Source organism: Ruoffia tabacinasalis (assembly GCF_042652985.1).
In the GTDB taxonomy this organism is placed as follows: domain Bacteria; phylum Bacillota; class Bacilli; order Lactobacillales; family Aerococcaceae; genus Ruoffia; species Ruoffia tabacinasalis.
Genome location: NZ_JBHSHQ010000046.1, coordinates 42,697 through 63,040 on the forward strand (window position 1 = coordinate 42,697; position 20,344 = coordinate 63,040).

Annotated in this window: 19 protein-coding genes and 1 tRNA gene; 11 read left to right on the top strand and 9 right to left on the bottom strand. The window is 38.0% G+C overall.

What is annotated here, in order from left to right:
- Positions 1-27 precede the first annotated feature (27 nt).
- Positions 28-1,032, bottom strand: coding sequence for an LLM class flavin-dependent oxidoreductase (locus tag ACFO5Y_RS07875; RefSeq protein ID WP_197104224.1), 1,005 nt, complete (start codon positions 1,030-1,032; stop codon positions 28-30).
- Positions 1,033-1,209: 177 nt separating this feature from the next.
- Here ACFO5Y_RS07875 and ACFO5Y_RS07880 point away from each other — a divergent pair, with 177 nt between their 5' ends.
- From ACFO5Y_RS07880 to ACFO5Y_RS07890, 3 genes are all read left to right on the top strand, one after another.
- A complete protein-coding gene (locus ACFO5Y_RS07880; RefSeq protein WP_138404912.1) occupies positions 1,210-1,929 on the top strand; it encodes a YebC/PmpR family DNA-binding transcriptional regulator in 720 nt (239 codons plus the stop codon).
- A gap of 159 nt (positions 1,930-2,088) precedes the next feature.
- Positions 2,089-2,568: a hypothetical protein gene (locus tag ACFO5Y_RS07885; protein ID WP_197104225.1), complete on the top strand. Its 480-nt coding sequence runs from the start codon at positions 2,089-2,091 to the stop codon at positions 2,566-2,568.
- A 131-nt stretch (positions 2,569-2,699) separates the two neighbouring features.
- A complete protein-coding gene (locus ACFO5Y_RS07890) occupies positions 2,700-3,296 on the top strand; it encodes a nitroreductase family protein (protein WP_197104226.1) in 597 nt (198 codons plus the stop codon).
- Positions 3,297-3,340: 44 nt separating this feature from the next.
- On the opposite strand, the gene ACFO5Y_RS07895 is transcribed toward ACFO5Y_RS07890, so the two are convergent.
- Both ACFO5Y_RS07895 and ACFO5Y_RS07900 read right to left on the bottom strand, forming a co-directional pair.
- Positions 3,341-4,669, bottom strand: coding sequence for an MATE family efflux transporter (locus ACFO5Y_RS07895; protein WP_171031332.1), 1,329 nt, complete (start codon positions 4,667-4,669; stop codon positions 3,341-3,343).
- Positions 4,670-4,833: 164 nt separating this feature from the next.
- On the bottom strand, positions 4,834-5,859 hold the full coding sequence (locus tag ACFO5Y_RS07900) for an alpha/beta hydrolase (RefSeq protein ID WP_197104227.1): 1,026 nt from the start codon (positions 5,857-5,859) through the stop codon (positions 4,834-4,836).
- A 201-nt stretch (positions 5,860-6,060) separates the two neighbouring features.
- Here ACFO5Y_RS07900 and rpmG point away from each other — a divergent pair, with 201 nt between their 5' ends.
- The 3 genes from rpmG to ACFO5Y_RS07915 are packed head-to-tail and all read left to right on the top strand — an operon-like array spanning position 6,061 to position 6,631.
- Positions 6,061-6,213 (top strand): 50S ribosomal protein L33, encoded by a 153-nt coding sequence (gene rpmG, locus ACFO5Y_RS07905; protein ID WP_138404917.1) that lies wholly within the window; start codon positions 6,061-6,063, stop codon positions 6,211-6,213.
- 15 nt (positions 6,214-6,228) lie between these two features.
- Positions 6,229-6,498, top strand: coding sequence for a 30S ribosomal protein S14 (rpsN, locus tag ACFO5Y_RS07910; protein ID WP_197104228.1), 270 nt, complete (start codon positions 6,229-6,231; stop codon positions 6,496-6,498).
- Between the two features lie 22 nt (positions 6,499-6,520).
- Positions 6,521-6,631 carry a putative metal homeostasis protein gene (locus tag ACFO5Y_RS07915; RefSeq protein ID WP_197104229.1) on the top strand — a complete coding sequence of 37 codons (111 nt, stop codon included), beginning with the start codon at positions 6,521-6,523 and terminating at the stop codon, positions 6,629-6,631.
- A gap of 126 nt (positions 6,632-6,757) precedes the next feature.
- On the opposite strand, the gene ACFO5Y_RS07920 is transcribed toward ACFO5Y_RS07915, so the two are convergent.
- The 4 genes from ACFO5Y_RS07920 to ACFO5Y_RS07935 form a co-directional block, all read right to left on the bottom strand.
- Positions 6,758-8,476 (bottom strand): ABC transporter ATP-binding protein, encoded by a 1,719-nt coding sequence (locus tag ACFO5Y_RS07920; RefSeq protein WP_380706405.1) that lies wholly within the window; start codon positions 8,474-8,476, stop codon positions 6,758-6,760.
- 76 nt (positions 8,477-8,552) lie between these two features.
- Complete coding sequence (locus tag ACFO5Y_RS07925) at positions 8,553-10,316, bottom strand: ABC transporter ATP-binding protein (RefSeq protein ID WP_197104231.1); 1,764 nt, start codon at positions 10,314-10,316, stop codon at positions 8,553-8,555.
- A 173-nt stretch (positions 10,317-10,489) separates the two neighbouring features.
- Positions 10,490-11,566, bottom strand: coding sequence for a HAMP domain-containing sensor histidine kinase (locus tag ACFO5Y_RS07930; RefSeq protein WP_197104232.1), 1,077 nt, complete (start codon positions 11,564-11,566; stop codon positions 10,490-10,492).
- On the bottom strand, positions 11,563-12,237 hold the full coding sequence (locus tag ACFO5Y_RS07935; protein ID WP_197104233.1) for a response regulator transcription factor: 675 nt from the start codon (positions 12,235-12,237) through the stop codon (positions 11,563-11,565). The genes ACFO5Y_RS07930 and ACFO5Y_RS07935 overlap by 4 nt, the downstream gene beginning before the upstream one ends.
- Before the next feature lie 589 nt (positions 12,238-12,826).
- Between ACFO5Y_RS07935 and ACFO5Y_RS07940 the strand changes: the two genes are divergently transcribed.
- From ACFO5Y_RS07940 to ACFO5Y_RS07950, 3 genes are read left to right on the top strand one after another with little or no spacing between them, the layout of a single operon-like run.
- Complete coding sequence (locus ACFO5Y_RS07940; RefSeq protein ID WP_197104234.1) at positions 12,827-13,498, top strand: TetR/AcrR family transcriptional regulator; 672 nt, start codon at positions 12,827-12,829, stop codon at positions 13,496-13,498.
- Positions 13,499-13,508: 10 nt separating this feature from the next.
- Positions 13,509-14,411, top strand: a complete 903-nt coding sequence (locus ACFO5Y_RS07945) for an ABC transporter ATP-binding protein (protein ID WP_197104235.1) — start codon at positions 13,509-13,511, stop codon at positions 14,409-14,411.
- A 3-nt stretch (positions 14,412-14,414) separates the two neighbouring features.
- Positions 14,415-16,007, top strand: a complete 1,593-nt coding sequence (locus ACFO5Y_RS07950; RefSeq protein ID WP_197104236.1) for an ABC transporter permease — start codon at positions 14,415-14,417, stop codon at positions 16,005-16,007.
- 44 nt (positions 16,008-16,051) lie between these two features.
- Here ACFO5Y_RS07950 and ACFO5Y_RS07955 read toward each other — a convergent pair whose 3' ends face one another.
- Complete coding sequence (locus ACFO5Y_RS07955; RefSeq protein ID WP_197104237.1) at positions 16,052-16,897, bottom strand: glycerophosphodiester phosphodiesterase family protein; 846 nt, start codon at positions 16,895-16,897, stop codon at positions 16,052-16,054.
- Between the two features lie 506 nt (positions 16,898-17,403).
- Between ACFO5Y_RS07955 and ACFO5Y_RS07960 the strand changes: the two genes are divergently transcribed.
- Together ACFO5Y_RS07960 and ACFO5Y_RS07965 are read left to right on the top strand one after the other, a co-directional pair.
- Complete coding sequence (locus ACFO5Y_RS07960) at positions 17,404-18,573, top strand: ABC transporter substrate-binding protein (RefSeq protein ID WP_197104238.1); 1,170 nt, start codon at positions 17,404-17,406, stop codon at positions 18,571-18,573.
- 377 nt (positions 18,574-18,950) lie between these two features.
- Positions 18,951-20,120 carry an ABC transporter substrate-binding protein gene (locus ACFO5Y_RS07965; protein WP_197104239.1) on the top strand — a complete coding sequence of 390 codons (1,170 nt, stop codon included), beginning with the start codon at positions 18,951-18,953 and terminating at the stop codon, positions 20,118-20,120.
- Positions 20,121-20,233: 113 nt separating this feature from the next.
- On the opposite strand, the gene ACFO5Y_RS07970 is transcribed toward ACFO5Y_RS07965, so the two are convergent.
- Positions 20,234-20,319: transfer RNA gene (locus ACFO5Y_RS07970), tRNA-Leu, on the bottom strand.
- Positions 20,320-20,344: the final 25 nt, after the last annotated feature.

Here is a 20,344-nt window from a genome sequence, read left to right on the forward strand (position 1 = left end):
AATTAGATTCCTCCTTTAAGGTTTGCTTTATATTTTATTGAACATTTTCGCGAGGTGTTTGTATGAATTTAAGCGTTCGTTCTCACCATGAATTGGTGCATAAACCATTAATTCATCGATACCTAATAATTGTTGTTCTTCCTCTAAGATAGATTGAACTTTCTCAGGTGTTCCTTTAATTATGAAGCGTTTATCATAATGATTATTTAAGAAATTTAATTCTTGTTCAGAATATTTATAATCTTTCAGCTCTTCGGGACTGACATTTTTAATCATACGTCCGCGTGACAAGGCCAATTGTGATAGTTCCATAGGTTTAGCCAAGTAATCAGCTTCTTCTTGTGTATCAGCCACGACAATTAAGTAACTGACCATCACAGATGGTTTTTCAAAGAAACGGCTCGCTTGAAACTCATTGCGGTACTGTTTGAATACTTCAGGGTCTGTTTCTAAACCAAAGAATTTCGCAAAACTATAGCCTAAGCCCATTTCTCCCGCTTTACTTGCAGATTGACCAGAAGATCCTAACATCCATGGTTGTGTTAAAGTCAATGTTCCTTGTGGCATCGCGTTCGTTCTTCCATAATAGCCATCTGCCTGTTGGTCTGATAAGTAATCCAGAATGATTTCAATCTTATCGTATTGATCATCGAAAGAGTTAGGCTTTCCTTGTGCCAGTGCAACAATTTCATTCGGTCCACTTCCGGGGGCACGTCCAAGTCCAATATCAATGCGGTCGGGAGCTAATGCTGTTAAAGTTTTGAAGTTTTCTGCTATTTTCAATGGTGAGTAGTGCATAATCATTGTTCCACCCGTACCTAAGCGGATTTTTGATGTCACCGCAGACATATAAGCTGCTAATAATTCTGGTGATGAGCTTGCGTGGGTCGGTGAGTTATGATGCTCTGCAAACCAATAGCGTTTGTAATTTAACTTTTCTATCTCTTGAACAAAGCGCTTTGTTCGCTCAAATGCTGCCTCAGGGGTTTCTCCGTCATTTAATGTTACTAAATCGTGTACGCCTAATTCCATATATAAATCGTCCTCTCATATTGAATATTCTTATCTTCATTGTAACAAGTGAATAGAGAAAAAGATTGTTATATGCTTTAAATTTAAGGGAATACTGCTTTGTCCTAGTAGCTATTTTACAATTAAGTGGTTTCATTATATGATTACTTAGATGATACTAACAAAAGGAGTGATTAGATGGCTGGGCATTCAAAATGGAAAAATATACAAAAACGAAAAAATGCACAAGATTCTAAAAAAGGGAAAATCTTCCAAAAGCTATCCCGTGAAATTTATGTAGCTGCAAAAAATGGTGGCGATCCAGATATGAATCCGTCACTGCGTCTCGTACTTGATAAAGCAAAAAGTGCGAATATGCCAAACGATAACGTTGAACGTGCAATTAAACGTGCAACCGATTCGGCTGATGGTGCTAATTATGATGAAGTTGTTTATGAAGGTTACGGACCGGGCGGGATTGGTGTCTTAGTTTATGGACTAACTGATAACCATAACCGTACAGGAACAAATATCCGTACGGCTTTTAATCATAATGGTGGTAACTTAGGTGAGAAAGGTTCTGTTGCTTTCCAGTTTGAACGTAAGGGGTATATTGCGATTGAACGTGAAGGATTAGAAGATGACGAAGATACATTAATGATGAATATTCTTGAAGCTGGCGCGGAAGATATGGAGCTGTCAGATGACGTTGTGGAAGTTTACACGGCGCCTACTGATTTTACTGCTGTTCGCGACGCTTTAGCTGAAAATTACACATTAGCGCAGTCCGAATTAACAATGAAACCAAATATTTCTGTGCCACTTGATGAGGCACTTGTCGAAGAGTTTGAAGCTATGATCGATATTATCGAAGATGACGATGATGTCACAGATGTTTATCATAACGCCGAGTATTAATAACCTTTTATAACATGAGACCAGTGAGGTGCGCATGCATGTTGCTGGCCAATTTCTTTACTCATTTTAAATGGATAATTGCACATTCATCCATATCAATAGCAGTCTACTTCGATTAGCTTTATACTTTAATAAAGCTATTTGAAAGAGGTGTTTGTAATGGAAACTTACTTTAAAATCAAAAGAGGGAAATTAGCTACAGCTATTTTCTTAATTATCGGCTTAGTCTTTACTTGGAATGGAGCCACATTTTCTCTTGTCCTTTTCCCGATGCTCGGCCAAGACAACTTTGATAATCAGTTAAGTATTATTGCGTTTATCCCCCTGATTTTTTTAATCATTGGACTCATTCTTTTGGGTTACTCGATTTATTCAATCGTCAACGCAACGTATATCACGGCTAGTGAGGATACAATTCAATATCACAAGGAGACTTATGATGTTAGTCGTATTCATCGTTTTGTCTATCGTTCTCGCTTTATTCGAAGAAAACGCGGAAATGATCATACTGAAGAAATCGTCATCGAAGGTGAAGATGGTGCGATGATTATGAATATTACGAATAAAAACATGCGGACTAAGAAAGTTCTAGAATTAATCAGGGAACATTATCCAAATATTCCCCTCATTACGGAATAAAATTTACGAACTAATCGACAATTTCGCCTTTGTGTCTATTATCTCGAATTAGAGGTTTACATTCATTCAAACACCCTTTATAATATAAAAAGTAAGTTAATTATTTAGAAATAGAGGAGAATTTATTTATTATGGCAGAATTTAAAAATGTAATCAAAAACCGTCGCTCAATCTACGCTTTAGGTACAAACAGCGAGTATTCAATCGAAGAAATCGTTGCAACAATCCGTGAAACTCAAAAAGATGTTCCTTCAGCTTTCAACAGCCAAACATCACGTTTAGTTGTTTTAACTGGTGAAGCAAACACTAAACTTTGGAACTTAATCTTAGATGTTCAAAAAGAAGTTTTAGACCAAGCAACTTGGGACTTCATGTCACCAATTATGGAAGGTGCTAAAAACGGTATCGGTACAGTATTATTCTTCGAAGACCGCGATGCAGTAGCTAAAATGCCTACTCAAGGTCAACGTACTGAAGCTTACAAACAAAACAACTCAGCTAACTCACAATACGCTACTTGGTTAGCATTAGCTGAAATGAACTTAGGTGGATCACTACAACACTTTAACGTAGGCTACGAACAAGGATTTGACAAAGGAATCCGTGAAATGTTCGACCTACCAGAATCATACGAATTAGTGGCTCAAATGCCATTTGGTTCAGTTGAACAAGGTGCTGGCGAGAAAGAATATATCGATTCAGAAGTACAAGTTCAATTAATTAAATAATTTAAACAACAAACCCCCATCATTCAGTTGATGGGGGTTTTTACTTACGCTAGTCTGCTGAGTGACTTACGTAAAATATATAATGCGAATATAAATGTCATAACTTCAACAATCATCATCGTGAGCCACACACCGATGAGGTCAAACCACAAGGCCATCACAAGTAGCACCGGAATGATTAAAATAAAACCACGCAGTGCCGATAAGATAAGCGAAGATCTCGCTTGATTGATCGCTGCCAAATAATAAATCACAACAAAATTCATTCCCGTAAATAAGAATGACATAAAGTATAATGGAATCCCTTGAAGCGCAATCAGTGCCATCTCTTGATTTTGTTCACTATTAAAAATTGCTACTAACCCGTCTGGGAAAAAGAAACCTATCCCAAAAATAATTAAACTAAGGAATACCGCCGCAATGAGCGCAAGTTTTAACACATGTTTTAATTCTTTCGAATTTCCTTGCCCTAAGAACTTACTTGCTAGTGGTTGAAAGCCTTGACCTAAGCCTGTAAATAAAGCAATTACTATAATATTAATGTTGGCAATAATTGCATAGGCTGATACAGCAATATTTCCAACCAATCTTAATAAGACAATATTGAATAAAAACATCACGACGGCCGAAGAAAACTCGTTAAAGAATGAAGAAAAGCCTAGACTCACAATGTCTTTAAGTTTCTTAATTTGCATACTTACTTTATTAAAGTGCAAGTGATGATCAATCCTGTGCCAATGTAAAGTTGCTACTAGAATCGACGTTATTGGTGAGAATACCGTCGCAATTGCCGCTCCTTTTAACTCCATTTGTAAAGGGAATATAAAGATATAGTCTAATACGATATTCACTAGCCCTCCAGTTAGCATCGCAATCATCGCAAGACGTGGATTATTATCATTTCTTAAAAATGAAATAAAGACAAAATTGACCATAAACAGCGGTGAAAAGAACATCAATATATCATAATAGCTTTTCGCTAGAGAATAAGTCCCTTCATTCGCACCTAAAAATCGCAAAATGGGTTCCGAGAATAGACTCGTCATCGCCGCAAATGCAATTGCAGCACTAATTGTAAACATAAATGTCATATTAAATAAACGGTTCGCATCAGCAAATTGCTTCTTACCAAGGGCAATCGCAAATAAAGTTGCCCCACCAATTCCAAACATCCAACCAATCCCATTAAATACATTAACCATTGGTAATACAATATTTAAAGCTGCTATACCCCGTGAACCGACACCATTTGCGATAAAGAATGTATCCGCAAAGATAAACAGCGATTGTCCCATCATACTTAACATCGCTAAGGATACATATTGCATAAACTGCTTTCGCGTCCTTGACGCTTGATTACTCAGACCTACCAAATTCATTTCCTCCTCAAATAAAAAAGACTCCCTCCCTTTTGTTTCTAAGACCTACACAAAAGGAAAAGAGCCTACTATTTCATCCGGTGATAAAATAATTGCTTTGCTTTAATTACAAGCATTGTAGCAACTTCATATTTTAAAGTCAAACCTCTCCGGATTTTTTAATTGGGTTGTTTTGAAAAGTAATTATCGACAGCGTATTTGAATGTCGCAAGTAAATGAGCTCGCGCTTCTTTCGCAATTGGCGTATTTGGTTGAATGATATCAAATGCATGATACGCCCCTTCAAATAATTTAAAATGCACTGGCACACCAGCCTCAAGTAAATGACTAATATAGCTGACTGTTTCATCGAAGAAAGGCTCCATTGTTCCAACATGTGTATAAGTTGGCGGTAAATTTGAATAATCTGTCGCTTGTGCTGGTGAAGCGTAGATAGGTAGGTTTTCTGCTTGGTAATCAGGACCTAAATACATCTTCCAAGCAACTTCATTATATTGGCTGTTCCATACTGGGCTATTCTCTATTTGCGCTGAAGCTGTCTGTCTACTTGCATCTAACATAGGGTATAAAGGGATTTGAAAGGCAATATTCACTTCGCCGCGATCCCTTGCTAATAGGGATAAAGCTGCAGCAAGGCCTCCTCCAGCACTATTTCCGCCAATAAATAATTGGTCCAATCGAACCCCATATTCGAGTGCATGTTCTTTTAACCATTTTAAAGCTAAGTAAGCATCTTCTAAAGCTGCAGGATAAGGTGCGTCGCCAGATAATGTGTAATCGGGTGCAACGACAACGGTTCCGCTTACTTCAATAAAGTCATCAATAAGACTTGCATCCTGCTCCGGTGCACCTAGTGAGTAGCCACCCCCATGAAGCCAGAGTAGCCCGGGTGCTTTATCAATTGAAGCATCCCATTGTTTACCAGATTGATTAAGGAAAATTTCTTTATTCGATTGCATCCGTTCACGCGGACGAAAGACGCATAATCGAAGCAGCGATCCATCTTTACGTGGAATCCACACTTCTCTTAAGCGATTGGGTCCCGAGTATTTACCATATAAAGCTTTTTGAGAAAAACGCCCTAACTTTTTCATTTTTCGTTGATTCATCTTAGGTTGTAAACGACGAATCCACTTTCCTACTTGACGTAATTCTGGATGGAGCATATCTGTCGTTATTTTCATAAACTTCGCCTCCTTGTAAGTTTATTGTACTGCACTTTATCCCAAGTTGCATTTGATACGATTTATTCGTTTGAGGAAATGATATAGAGAACGTGTTTTTCTAATAGGATTGGATTTTTAATTGACATCTTTGACCAATCCTGATATTATGGTTAAATAGTAATCATTACTATTTGTAATTTTAAATAAAAGGAGTACACCATGCGTATTAATATTTTAATGGAAAGCAAAGAAACTGGCGAGCGTTTATACTTAACAACGAAAAATCGCCGTAATAACCCGGATCGACTAGAATTAATGAAGTATTCACCAAAATTAAGACGTCGTACTTTATTCACTGAAGTTAAAAAATAAGGAGGATTTACATACTTGGCTAAAAAATCTAAACAAGCAAAATACGAAAAACAAATCGCACTAGTAGAACAATATGCAGACTTACGTCGTGAGTTAAAAGCTGCGGGAGACTATGAAGGTTTAAGTAAATTACCTATTGATTCAAACCCTAACCGCTTAAAACTGCGCGATAACGTCGATGGTCGTCCACGTGGTTACATGCGAAAATTCGGAATGTCACGTGTAAACTTTAGAAAATATGCACACCTTGGGCAAATCCCAGGTGTTCATAAAGCCAGCTGGTAATTAAAGCAAGGAGCGAATATTAATGGGAGCAATGAATGCATCACGCGCTTATCGTCACTTAAAAAGTCCAAATATTAAAACTCGCAAACGCGCGTTAAAATTAATTAAAGAAGCAAAACGTAAAAAGAATTAAAGTTGTGATACACCTTGTAGACCGATTGGTTTATGAGGTGTTTTTTGATTTTTCACATACAAATACCCCCTAAACTCATAACTGAATTTAGGGGGTTCGTTAAATATTTTCGATAAATTTATCTACTTAAGCTGCTTCGAACTGACTATTATAAAGCTTCGCGTAGAAAGTTCCTTGTTCAAGTAAATCATCATGGGTACCGCTCTCGATAATATCTCCGTCTTTCATGACTAAGATAAGATCGGCGTTCTTAATCGTAGATAGACGGTGAGCAATAATGAATGACGTTCGCCCTTCCATTAGTTTATCCATCGCATTCTGAATATTTAATTCCGTACGTGTATCTACGGAACTGGTTGCCTCGTCTAAGATTAACATCGGTTTATCTGCAATCATTGCACGCGCAATCGTTATTTGTTGCTTCTGTCCTTCGGAAAGACTGACTTGATCATTCAAGACTGTATCATAGCCATCAGGCATTGTTGTAATGAAGTGATGTAAGCCAACCGCTCGACTGGCTTCTTCTACTTTTTCATCGGATACATTTTCAACAGAATAGACGAGATTCTCTCGCACCGTACCATTGAATATCCAAGTATCTTGTAGAACCATACTGAATTGACTACGTACATCTTCTCGTTTCAGCTCATTCGTTGAGACGCCATCAATCTTAATGTCACCACGACTCACATCGTAAAAGCGCATTAATAAATTAATCATCGTTGTCTTACCTGCACCAGTTGGACCGACGATGGCGATTTTTTCTCCAGCGTTTGCTTTGGCAGAGAAATCATGAATCACTGTCTTGTCTGAACCTGGATAACTAAATCCAACATTTGAGAATTCGACGTTTCCTTCGATAGTTGATAATTTTGCTGTCTTACCACTTTCATCTTCCATTTCAGTCGATTCTAGCATATCGAATACACGTTCACCTGCGGCTGCCGTCGATTGAAGTGACTGAGCAGCTTGGGCTAATTGGCTTAATGGTTGTGTAAAGTAGCGTACATACATAATGAAAGCTACAATAACACCGAATGAAATTGATCCATTAAACGCAAGCATCGCACCGACGATACAGACCGCCACATAACCAAAGTTTCCGATGAAAGTCATGATTGGCATCATTAAACCAGACAGACTTTGGGCTCTGAAGCCACTGGTTTGTAAGTTTTTATTAATCTGTATAAATGATTGACGCGCATCATCTTCACCGTTATATACTTTAACAATCGTCTGGTTCGTATATATTTCTTCAATATGACCATTAATTGCACCTAAGTCATTTTGTTGACGTGAAAAATATTTCTGTGATTGACTCATAATTAACATCATTAAACCAATACCAATTAAAGTTGCGAGTACCGCTGTTGCTGTCATAATTAAATTTGTTGTTAACATCATAATTAATGATCCGACTAACATAGTCGTTGCGGTAACAAGTGTTGAGATACTTTGATTGAGTGATTGAGCAATTGTATCAATATCGTTTGTCATTCGAGACAAAATATCTCCCGTTGTATTATTATCAAAATACGCTATTGGTAATTTATTAATTTTTTGTGATAAATCTTGGCGTAATTTTTGAGAAATCCGTTGGGTAACTTCTGCCATAATTAAGCCTTGAACTAATGACAACAATCCACTCAACCCATAGAAACCAACTAAGGTGAATCCAATGGTTCTAACTGCATCCATATCGATACCTGTAACAATACCGGCGGTAACAATATCGGTGAGTTCTGATAATTTATCTGGTCCAATCAGTGTTAAGACTGTCCCAATCACGGCACTCATTAGTGCAATAATTCCAGCTGTCCAGTAAGATCGAAAATAATTAAGCATCTTACCCCAAGTCGCTTTAAAGTTATTTGCTTTTTGGCCAGAAGCTTGGTTACTTTGATTTCCTCCACGTGTTCTATTATTCATTGGCTAATTCCTCCTTCGATAGTTGTGAATAAGCAATTTCCTGGTATTCAGCGGAAGTTTTCATTAATTCATCATGTGTCCCATTTCCAACCATCCGACCTTTATCTAAAACGATAATCCGATCTGCATCTTTAATTGTTCCGATACGTTGGGCAACAATTAATTTAGTTGCATCCGCACAGTCTTTACGAAGTGACTCACGAAGCTGCCGGTCAGTCTGGTAGTCTAAGGCAGAGAAGGAATCATCAAAGATAAATATTTCTGGTTGTCTAGCAATCGCACGAGCAATGGACACCCGTTGTTTCTGACCACCCGAAAGATTCGTCCCACCTGGTGTTACTTTCGCATCATAGCCACCTTCTAGCTTCTCAACGAATTCGTTAGCTTGCGCTGTGTAAACTGCTTCAACTATATCTGATTCTAAGAATCCGTCCTTACCATTATCACCATAAGCGATATTTGATTTAATCGTTCCATCAAATAAGCGCGCTTTTTGCGTAACATAACCAATTCGGTTATGAAGGGCAGCTTGTGTATAGTCTTTAACATTAATCCCATCCACTAGGACCTCGCCTGAAGTCGCTTCGTAAAGTCGAGGAATTAAGTTTATCAATGTACTTTTACCAGAACCAGTCGATCCGATAAAAGCAACCGTCTCCCCTTGATTTGCAGTGAACGAAATATCTTCGATGACATAATCCTCAGCATCTGGATATTTGAAACTCACTTGTTTGAACTCCACTGTACCTTTTTGAGCATTTGGAGCTTCAGTCACTTCCCCATCTATGATGGTTGGTTTAGTTTCTAATACTTCTTGAATACGTTGAACCGATACCGATGCACGTGGAACTAAGATGAAGATAATAATCAACATCATAAAAGCCATCACAATCTGCATCGCATAAGAAGAAAAGACAATCATGTCAGAGAATAAAGTTAACTTCATATCAAAACCAGCATTGTTAATAAGAATCGCACCAATCCAGTAAATAGCTAAGGTCAAGCCACTCATGACAAGTTGAATACTCGGTTGCATGAATGACATCACACGACTGGTGAATAAGTGCGTATTCGTTAACTCAGTGTTCACCGTATTGAATCTTTCCTCTTGAAAATTCTCCGCATTGTACGCACGAACAACTCTCAGTCCGGTTAAATTCTCACGTGTCACCCCATTTAATCTATCTGTTAACCCTTGAAGTGATTTGAACTTAGGCATTGCTAAGAAAATCGCAATCCCAACCGTTAACATGAGGAAAACCACCGCAACCCCAGTCGCAAATGACCATTGCCAACTCTTTCCAGAAATTTTCACCATCGCCCACACAGCAATAATTGGCGCTTTTATAATCGCTTGCAGACCCATAACAATCAACAATTGTACCTGATTGATATCGTTCGTCGAGCGTGTAATTAAGCTGGATGTTGAAAACCCAGAAATCTCTTCCATTGAAAATGAAAGAACTTTATCGAAGAGTTTAAAGCGAACAATTGCTCCGAAATTAGCTGCAATTTTAGATGCTAAAACCGCTACAGCGACAGCAGAAATCAAACTTCCGAACGCACATAACAGCATCATGCCACCCGCAGCATAAATATCACTCATCTGGCTCCCCTCAGTCTGAACCAACATCGTGATTTCACTCATATAATCTGGCAATTTCAGATCCAACCACACTTGAATCACTATGAAGACAAGGCTTAAGCCAGCCAGTAGTGCTTCTTTCATTGTTAAATTTTTAAATATTTTTAACATAAAATACTCCCCTCGATGCATTATTTATTAGTTAAGACAAGAAAGACGTACTTATCTCCAAAGCAAACCCTCGGAAATAGTACGTGACAGTACCCATCATAACTTTCTAGTTCTATACTATCTTTCTACCATTAAATGAATCTAAACAAAAAAATGCTGAGTCCTCTCAGCATTTACCCATTCTTTTGTTCTTTAGGCAAGACGACAATGAATTTCGTCCACTCGTCATTACTCTCAACATTTATATTCCCTTTATGTAATTCGACGACCCTTTGAGCAATCGATAAACCAATCCCGAATCCTTCACTTGCATGAGAAGTATCTGCTTGCCAGTATTTATTAAAAATCCTTTCCTGGTCTTCTTCAGAAATCTTAGTTCCATAATTTGTTATTTCTACGGTTAAATAATCATCATTGGCTTTAATCGTTGATTTTACTGGTGTTTGTTCCGGGGCGAATTTAATTGAATTATCAAATAAGTTTATCCAAATTTGCTTAAGTAACTCTTCATTCGCTTCAATCATGTGCTCATCGAACTCCGGCATCATAGTTAAGTCTTTCTTGGCCCATTTTTCTTCCAATAAAACCATTGAGTTTCTCAATTGTTCCGATAAATTAAACTCGGTAACATCAGTTAATATGGTCTGATTCTCAACTTTTGTTAAATCTAACGCATTCGTCGCAAGATCTGCGAGTCGACTTCCTTCATTAACAATTATCTTTAAATATTCATCTTGTTTTTCTTTTGATAAATTTCCTTTTTGAACGAGTTTTGCAAATCCTCGAATTGAAACAATGGGCGTCTTGAATTCATGGGAAAAGTTATTCACAAAATCCGAGCGTAACATCTCAGTATTAGACAACTCTTCAGCTAAATTATTAAAACTCTTTGATAAGTCTTTCCCAACTTGACTGCGTCCCAAATGAATTCTCGCATCATAATTCCCATGAGCTAGCCGGTCCATTCCCTCAATTAGTATATTGACTGGCTTTAATGGAAACGCACTAAGTATAGCTGCCACAAATGTTCCAATCACAATACTAATGAGCGCAAATAATAATATTGGATATAATATACTTGGGCTTTGAATATGAGTTTGAATGATTCCAGTATGCGCAAGTAGATAGATTAATAAGCTAACAATGGCCATCGTAATGACCATAATAATAAAGACAATCGCGGAGAATATAATTGTCAGCATCGTTCTAGGCAATAGTTTCCTTTTTCTAAGCAATTTCTTTCTTGTCATACGCGCTTCACCGCCCGATAACCTAAGCCGCGAACGGATTCAATGTCAAACTCTGGCCACTCACCAAATCGCTTACGAAGCCTTGCGACGTGGACTGTTACTGTCTCCCAACCTGTATCACTGTCCACTCCCCATATTTCATCCATTAATTGGATACGTGTATAAATTTTCCCTGGATATGATAAAAGCATATAAAGTAATTGAAATTCTTTTTGTGGCAAAGTATGTACTTCATTTAAACGAGACACCATTAATTTGTCATAATCTAGAGTGACTTCGCCAATATTAATTTCTCTTTCAGTTGCAATTTTGGCACGACGAAGAAGAGCCTTAATTCGAAGAAGCATTTCCTCCTCATCTACCGGCTTAATCATATAATCGTCCGTCCCAGCAATAAAACCTTGCTTACGATCGATTGGCAACTGCTTAGCAGATACCATTAAAATAGGTAAGTCATTTTTCATTTCTCGTAATATTTTAGTGAACTCATAACCATCCATATTAGGCATCATAATATCCAACAAGACTAGATCAATATGTTGATTTTCCATCAGATCAAGGGCATCTTGACCATCTTCTGCGGTAAAGACTTTATAATTTTCTTCTTCTAAAACTGCTCGCATTAATTGGCGTGTGTTTTTATTATCATCTACAACTAAAATTTGGAACATCCCAATCACCTCATTACTAATTATAGTCGATTAAGTTAACTAGAGCTAAACTTATGGGCGCGGAGTATATATTTTAAATACCAATCCCCCCTGTCATGATCTGACAAAGGGAGTTGGAGTTTTAATAGGACAGGTCATGTTGTGACAGGGGAGTTAGACTGTTAACGGAACGGGTCATGTTGTGACATGGGAAATTAAACGCCTAACAGGACGAGTCATCTCATGACAGGGGAAATTAAACCTCTAACGGGACAGGTCACCACATGACACGGGATATTAAACGGCTAACGGGACACGTCACCATATGACAAGGGAAATTAAACGCCTAACAGGACACGTCACCACATGACAAGGGAAATTAAATGCCTAACGGGACACGTCACCACATGACACGGGAAATTAAACAGCTAACGGGACGGGTCATCACATGACAGGGGAAACTAAACGTCTAACAGGATGGGTCACCATATGACACGTCCCATTAAACTTTATTCAAGTTATTAAACAAATATAATTGACCATCCTGGTCATTATTGTTAGAATAAAAATAAGTTGACCAGTGTGGTCATTAATAGAAAGTAGGTGCTTTATGTTTGAAAGCCAGCAGTTTAATCGCATTGATGGTGCAAAGAAAGAACGCATTTTGAATGCAGCTTTTAAAGAATTTGCTGAGAAAGGGTTTGACGATGCCTCAACAAATCGGATTGCTAAGGAAGCGAATATTAGTAAGGGGAGTTTGTTTAATTACTTCAATAACAAAGAAGGTTTGTTTAAGTATTTAATTGAATTATCTTTAAAACGCATTGATACCATGTATTTTCAAAAGGTAAATTATGACATTACGGATATTTTTGAGCGGATCATTCATTTTTCAGAAATAAAAAATCAAGAATACCCTAGATTTAAAGATACGTTTGACTTTCTAGGTCATATTTTTGTAAATATTTCCCGCTACACAGCTATATATGAGGGGTTAGCAGAGGCAAAGCAAGCGATTGAAAAGCAAGTGGATACTGTCTTAAATAAAGACATTGATTTAACAAAATTCCGTGAAGATATTGATGCAAATAAGGCATTGAATTTGATATATTGGTCGATTGAAGGTTACCGCAGTAAGCTTGTGGCACAATTTTCCGATACGGATTTTACAGCGATAAATCCATCAGATTTAACACCACTTTATGATGAATTTTTCGATTATATTCATTTATTAAAGACAGTATATTACAAACCAACATACGTTTCTGACAGCTCTAAATAAGGAGGATAACATGTCAAAAGTCATTGAAGTACAAAATTTAACAAAGAACTTTGGAAAATTCACAGCCTTAGATAAAGTTAATTTGAATGTTAATAAAGGTGAAATCCATGGTTTTATTGGACCAAATGGTGCCGGTAAATCAACCACGATTCGAGTTCTATTAGGTATGTTAAAAGCAGATTCGGGACAAGTGAAAGTGTTTGATCAAGATGCTTGGAAACAATCCGTTGATATTCATAGACGCATTGCTTATGTGCCAGGCGATGCGAATCTTTGGCCAAATCTCACGGGTGGTCAAACCATTGACTTATTACTGAAGATGCATGGGAGTCAGGTGAATCAAGCACGTCTGGATGATTTAATTCAACGCTTTGAACTTGATCCGACCAAGAAGAGTCGGACTTATTCTAAAGGGAACCGCCAGAAGGTTGTTTTAATCGCCGCTTTTGCAGCAGATGTGGATTTATATATCCTAGATGAGCCCACTTCTGGTCTGGATCCGTTAATGGAACGGCTTTTCCAAGAACTGGTCTGTGAAGCGAAGGAAAATGGGAAAAGTGTACTCTTATCGAGTCATATTCTATCCGAAGTGGAACGTCTGTGTGACAGTGTTTCGATTATTCGTAACGGGCAAATTATTGAGTCAGACACACTCGATGAGTTGCGCCACTTAACTCGAAGTAAATTAACAATTCAAACGGAAAATCCTGTAACTGATTTAGCTCAGTTAGAAGGCGTCCATGATTTAGTGGAGATGGACGGGAATCAATACCAGATGCAGATTGAGAGTCAAAAACTCAATGCGATTATGCAACATCTCTCAGACTTTAATTTAGTTAAGTTGGAAAGCCAACCACCGACGTTAGAAGATTTATTCTTACATCACTACGAGAATCCGCAAGGAGGTCAGTAGTTTATGTTCACACAGCTTTTTAAAGAGACTGGCCGGATTTTTAGTTTGTTATTTCGACAACATCGGTTGAATATTATTCTTTGGCTGGTTGGAATCGTTGGACTGACTTTAGGTGTGGCTTACGTTTACCCTATGATTTATGAAAATCAAAGCGACTTAGTCGGCTTAGGTATTACAATGCAAAACCCTGCCATGACTGCGATGTTAGGTCCTGCTCAGTCACCCTCAGATTACACAGCTGCGATTGCTTTTGCTGGAGAAATGTTGTTATTTACCGCCATTGGCGTGGCTGTTATGAACATTTTGTTAGCAAGCACGACAACACGGTTGGATGAAGAGGAAGGTCGACTAGAGCTCGTTCAATCCTTACCCGTTGGAAAATTATCTTATACAACTGCTGCGACTTTATTAATGTTGTTACTCAATGCAATCATTACATTAGTAATTGCTGTTGGCTTGGGTGTTATGGATAGTGCAGATTTTACTTGGGAGGCTTCATTTTTATATGGAGCGGTCCTTGGAACCACTGGGTTATTCTTTTCAGGTGTCACCATTGTTGCCGCTCAGTTGAGTGAAACTACTCGGGGAACACGTAGTATCGCCTTTACTGTGCTCATTCTTTCATATATTATTCGTGCGTTTGGAGACGTTAGTAATGAAACTCTATCACTTTTTTCACCGTTAGGTTGGACTGTGCGCACAGAAGTGTTTGCGACGAATGAATGGTGGCCAATTATTGGATTGGTGGTCGGGTCGGTCATTCTGATTGGCATCGGCTTTATATTAAACCGTCGCCGTGATATTTTCCAGGGTCTATTGCCTCAACGTCCTGGTAGAAAAAATGCTTCTTGGTTCTTGAAAACTTTACCTGGATTTGTTTGGAGTCAAGAAAAGGTTAAACTCATTTCATGGGCTTTAGGAATTTTCCTTATTGCAGCGGCGTTTGGTGCGATCTTAGGTGATCTCGAAACGTACTTTGCTGATTTGGATATTTTACAAGCTTTTCTACCAAATTTGGACACGGCGACTTTAACTGAGGAATTTACACGATTATTGTTCGCAATCATGTCCCTATTTACTGGGATCCCGGCTGTTACGATGATCACGAGTCTAAAGCATGAGGAAGATATTGGCCGATTGGACAATATATACAGTCGTTCTGTTTCACGCACGAAGTTGTTACTGACCTATTATTGTATCGGTTTAGTATTTATTGCAATTATGCAACTTTTAATGGCGGTTGGTATTTATTACCCTGCTAGCCTAGTGATGGTCGAATCTTTATCTCTAGTAACTTTTGTTGAAATGGCCCTGTTATATGTTCCTAGCATTTGGTTCCTATTAAGTTTGGCTACTTTCATACTTGGTTTCGTTCCTAAAGTTATGCCATTAATTTGGCTATACTTAACGTTCGCTTTTATAGTGAGCTATTTAGGTGAACTTATGGAATTTCCAGAATGGTTAAATAACTTATCTGTCTTTTACCATACGCCAGTGGAATTCGATGGGTTCCCTCTACTTGTCATAATCGTTGTAGCTATTGTACTATCGGCGCTTGGTTTCATTGGATATAACCGCCGTGATTTGAAAAATTAATAGTAAAAAAACCGCTAAAGCATTTTTCAACTTTAGCGGTTTTTCTAGTTTCTTTCTCTAATACGGTTACGGTAATCATTCACGAAGTTAGGCCAATCGGTCTTGATGACGTTGACTCCGTATTTTCTCATAATACTCCAGACATAAGTTTCACTACCAAGAATTGCGGCTGTATCGTCCAGCACATCGAATAGTTTATACTCTCTACCAAGGTGTTCAGAATTGGCAATAATCATCATATCTTGGTGAATCAGTTTATTTAACCAATTACTTTCTAGCAATGAATGATGATTTAAATCATCAATTCTTAAATCAACACCAATTAATCGAATATTTTCATAAGACTTTACTCGTTCAAAGTCAGCTTGTTCGTAGGCAATCGCAACGAATGGTATATTCACATTCGCTTCGTTTAACAACTCTAATGACTTTGGTTCGGCTGGTGCTTTTAGGAATAATAATTCTTTCTTACCTGATTTGATTAATATGTCAAAAAGAGCTTCATCATCCCAGTAATCTGACGTTCGATCTATATTTACAATATAGTTTATTGGAAGCCAATCTAGAAAGTCTTCTAACTTTTCTACTCGGTAGCCAGATTTTTGTCCATTTGAATTGAGTAACACTAAAGAATCAATCTCTTCAGAGGTCATCTTTTCAAACTCTTTATCAACATCTAGTAACATTCTTACGGCTAATTTATGAAATAAATAATACACGCCGTCAGCTGAGCGACATACGTCGACCTCTATAATATCTGCTCCCGCTTTTTTAGCGGTAATTGCAGCTTGACGGGTATTTTGAATTACATTCCCACCCCAGAATCCGCGGTGGGCCATAATTAAGAACTTTTTATCATCTTTGGTTTGTTTAATAATATTTTCACTCATTTTATTCTCTTTCTTTTAATTTTTCTATTAACTATTTTTTTAATTATATTTTCGATTAAGGCTAAAAATACCTGTCAGTTTGTAAAAGGTATACATTGCGAATATACTCATATTGTAATCGATTACCTACATTTGTCATTATAACACCGTCTTGAGGGTATTGATATGCCTTTTCTATGTTTTCCTTAATGATATTAATAATATTCATTAACTAGTATTTAATAACGCTTGCACATTTTAATTCCGTGTGTTATCTTTGTGTCACATTAGAAAAATTAAAATTAAAGGAGAAAACTAAATGATTCTGTTAACAAACACAAAATTAAACAACGTCGTCGTCGACGCTGTCAGGACTTAGCTTATTCGATAAAAATTCGAATATATGCCAAGTCCTATTCGTGTTTGTTGACAGAATAGGATTTTCTTTTTAAAAGCCCTATTCTATCCGCAAGATAGAATAGGGCTTTTTATTTTTCTATTGAAACTTAAAAAAGGGGATTATTATTATGAAACTAAGAAAAATGGGACTAACATTACTATCAATGCTTACTTTAGGGGCTAGCTTAACGCCTGCTATGTCCACTGCAAACGCACAAGAACAGGAACCAATTCGCATTGGTGCGAATTTAGAACTCTCTGGATACGGATCAGCTTATGGTGTACCAATCATCGATAATCTGACATTAGCTGCTGAAGAAATCAATGAAGCGGGCGGTTTATTAGGTGGCCGCATGATCGAAATTATTGGCTATGACAATACTTCGAACAAAACTGAAGCAACATCCATTGCGACACGCCTAGCCGGTGAAGATGTAGCAGCAGTTCTTGGCCCAGCAACATCAGATATGATTTATGCATCACGCCCTTCTGCCATTGAAAGCCAATTACCAACCATGTATCCCGTTGGAACTTCAGATGATTTGACCCTCGATGAGAACGGAGAAGTTATAAGTAATATCTTCCGTTTAGCTTTTACTTATTCTTTCCAAGGTAAAGCTGCTGCTAGATATGCTATGGACGAATTAGGTGCAACAAACGCAGCAGTTATTACTGACCAATCCAATGATTATTCGGTTGGTTTAGCCGATCCTTTCAAAGCAGAGTTCGAAGCTTTAGGTGGGACAATTACTGAAGAACTCTTCTACAACGCTGGCGAGCAAGACTTTATGGGTCTATTGACTTCATTGGCTGCCCTTGATTTTGATGTTTTATATATACCTGGTTTCTTTAGTGAAGGTGGAATCATTGTTCGACAAGCGCGTGAAATGGGTCTAATGCAACCAATTCTAAGTGGACATGGCTTCGCAAGTGATACATTATTAGAAATTGCTGGCCCACAAAATGCCACAGAACTTTACATTACCTCTCACTTCCATACTGGTAGTGAAAACCCAGGCGCTCAAGAATATGTTGCGAAATTCGAAGAACGTTACGGTGAATCACCTGACACATTTGATGCTTTAAGTTATGACGCTGCCCACTTAATCTTCCAAGCTATTGAAGAAGCCGGAACAGATGACCCTGAAGCAATTCGCGAATCAATGGAAAATATTCAGTTTGAAGGAATCACTGGTGCATTCCAATATGATGAATACCATAATGCCGTAGAAACTGCCCCAATGTTACATTATATCGATGGAGAAGTAGCTGAAGTATTTGAAGTTGATGGGAACTAATAAATAGACAGATAAACAGAGCTTACTTCTAGTGAGTTCCGTTTTTTATTGTCATAAAACTATAGCACGAATAAAATCCATTAATAATGCTTGCACATTTAAATTCCATGTGATATCTTTGAATTACATTAGAAAACATTAAAATTTAAGGAGAAACTCCAATGCTTCTGTTATCAAACATGAAATTAAATAACGCCATTATTATTATTATTAACGGCCTCAGGACTTAGCTTATTCGAAAAAATCGAATAACTGCTCAGTCCTATTCATGTTTGAACACAGAATAGGAAAATCTTTTTAAAAGTCCTATTCTGTCCGAAAGATAGATTAGGGCTTTTTATTTTTTCTATTGAATATTATAAAAGGGGATTATTATTATGAAATTAAGAAAACTAGGTTTAACGTTACTTTCAATGCTTACTTTAGGGACAAGTTTAACACCTGCTATGACTATTGCACAGGCACAGGATCAAGAACCAATTCGCATTGGAGCAAATTTGGAACTGTCTGGTGTCGGATCAGCATACGCTGTACCAATGATGGATAATCTGACATTAGCTGCCGAGGAAGTTAATGAAGCGGGCGGTCTCTTAGGTGGTCGAATGGTCGAAATCGTAGAATACGATAACACATCGAATAAAGCAGAAGCAACTTCGATTGCGACTCGTTTAGCTAGTGAAGGTGTATCTGTAGTTTTTGGTCCTGCAACGTCTGACCTAGTTTACGCATCCCGTCCAACTGCGGTTGAAAGTCAGTTACCAACTATGTATCCCGTAGGAACAGCAGACGATTTAGCTTTAGATGAGAACGGTGAAGTTATCAGTAATATCTTCCGTTTAGCCTTTACTTATACATTCCAAGGAAACGCAGCTGCAAGGTTTGCGATGGACGAATTAGGCGCAACCAATGCAGTGGTTATTACTGACCAATCAAAAGACTATTCTGTTGGTTTAGCTGAGCCTTTCAAAGCAGAATTTGAAAATTTAGGCGGAACAGTTGTTGATGAAGTGTTCTATAATGATGGCGAGCAAGACTTTATGGGCTTACTCACTTCAATTGCTGCCCTTGATTTCGATGTCTTATATGTCCCCGCCTTCTTCAGTGAAGCTGGAATCATCGTTCGCCAAGCACGTGAAATGGGTCTAATGCAACCAATTCTAAGTGGACATGGCTTCGCAAGTGATACTTTAACTGAAATTGCTGGCGCTCAAAACGCTACTGATCTTTACTTTACATCGCACTTCCATACAGGTAGTGACAATCCTGGTGCCCAAGAATACGTTGCGAAATTCGAAGAACGCTTCGGTCATGCACCCGATACATTCGACGCTTTAAGTTACGATGGCGCTCACTTAATCTTCCAAGCAATCGAAGAAGCAGGGTCAGATGATCCAACAGCGATCCGTGACGCGATGGAAAATATTCAATTCGAAGGCGTGACTGGATCATTCCAATACGATGACCTTCATAATGCCGTAAACTCCGCTCCTATGTTACATTTAGTAAATGGAGAAGTGACTGAGGAATATGTAGTGGATGGTAACTAACATAACATACAAACGGAGCTTACTTTATTGTAAGTTCCGTTTTTTTAACGAACCAAAAAAATAACCCTCACTCTTTATTAGAGTAAGGATTATTTAAAACCGATATCTTATTATGCCGAGGGCCGGAATCGAACCGGCACGGTAGTCACCCACCGCAGGATTTTAAGTCCTGTGCGTCTGCCAGTTCCGCCACCCCGGCAATAAAAAAAGTGGTTGGTCGTGAC

What these genes read in the sequence shown, in the direction of transcription:
- ACFO5Y_RS07875 (WP_197104224.1), bottom strand. Translation starts at nt 1,032, where the DNA reads ATGGAATTAGGCGTACACGATTTAGTAACATTAAATGACGGAGAAACC.
- ACFO5Y_RS07880 (WP_138404912.1), top strand. Translation starts at nt 1,210, where the DNA reads ATGGCTGGGCATTCAAAATGGAAAAATATACAAAAACGAAAAAATGCA.
- ACFO5Y_RS07885 (WP_197104225.1), top strand. Translation starts at nt 2,089, where the DNA reads ATGGAAACTTACTTTAAAATCAAAAGAGGGAAATTAGCTACAGCTATT.
- ACFO5Y_RS07890 (WP_197104226.1), top strand. Translation starts at nt 2,700, where the DNA reads ATGGCAGAATTTAAAAATGTAATCAAAAACCGTCGCTCAATCTACGCT.
- ACFO5Y_RS07900 (WP_197104227.1), bottom strand. Translation starts at nt 5,859, where the DNA reads ATGAAAATAACGACAGATATGCTCCATCCAGAATTACGTCAAGTAGGA.
- rpmG (WP_138404917.1), top strand. Translation starts at nt 6,061, where the DNA reads ATGCGTATTAATATTTTAATGGAAAGCAAAGAAACTGGCGAGCGTTTA.
- ACFO5Y_RS07915 (WP_197104229.1), top strand. Translation starts at nt 6,521, where the DNA reads ATGGGAGCAATGAATGCATCACGCGCTTATCGTCACTTAAAAAGTCCA.
- ACFO5Y_RS07920 (WP_380706405.1), bottom strand. Translation starts at nt 8,476, where the DNA reads ATGCTTAATTATTTTCGATCTTACTGGACAGCTGGAATTATTGCACTA.
- ACFO5Y_RS07925 (WP_197104231.1), bottom strand. Translation starts at nt 10,316, where the DNA reads ATGTTAAAAATATTTAAAAATTTAACAATGAAAGAAGCACTACTGGCT.
- ACFO5Y_RS07930 (WP_197104232.1), bottom strand. Translation starts at nt 11,566, where the DNA reads ATGACAAGAAAGAAATTGCTTAGAAAAAGGAAACTATTGCCTAGAACG.
- ACFO5Y_RS07935 (WP_197104233.1), bottom strand. Translation starts at nt 12,237, where the DNA reads ATGTTCCAAATTTTAGTTGTAGATGATAATAAAAACACACGCCAATTA.
- ACFO5Y_RS07940 (WP_197104234.1), top strand. Translation starts at nt 12,827, where the DNA reads ATGTTTGAAAGCCAGCAGTTTAATCGCATTGATGGTGCAAAGAAAGAA.
- ACFO5Y_RS07945 (WP_197104235.1), top strand. Translation starts at nt 13,509, where the DNA reads ATGTCAAAAGTCATTGAAGTACAAAATTTAACAAAGAACTTTGGAAAA.
- ACFO5Y_RS07950 (WP_197104236.1), top strand. Translation starts at nt 14,415, where the DNA reads ATGTTCACACAGCTTTTTAAAGAGACTGGCCGGATTTTTAGTTTGTTA.
- ACFO5Y_RS07955 (WP_197104237.1), bottom strand. Translation starts at nt 16,897, where the DNA reads ATGAGTGAAAATATTATTAAACAAACCAAAGATGATAAAAAGTTCTTA.
- ACFO5Y_RS07960 (WP_197104238.1), top strand. Translation starts at nt 17,404, where the DNA reads ATGAAACTAAGAAAAATGGGACTAACATTACTATCAATGCTTACTTTA.
- ACFO5Y_RS07965 (WP_197104239.1), top strand. Translation starts at nt 18,951, where the DNA reads ATGAAATTAAGAAAACTAGGTTTAACGTTACTTTCAATGCTTACTTTA.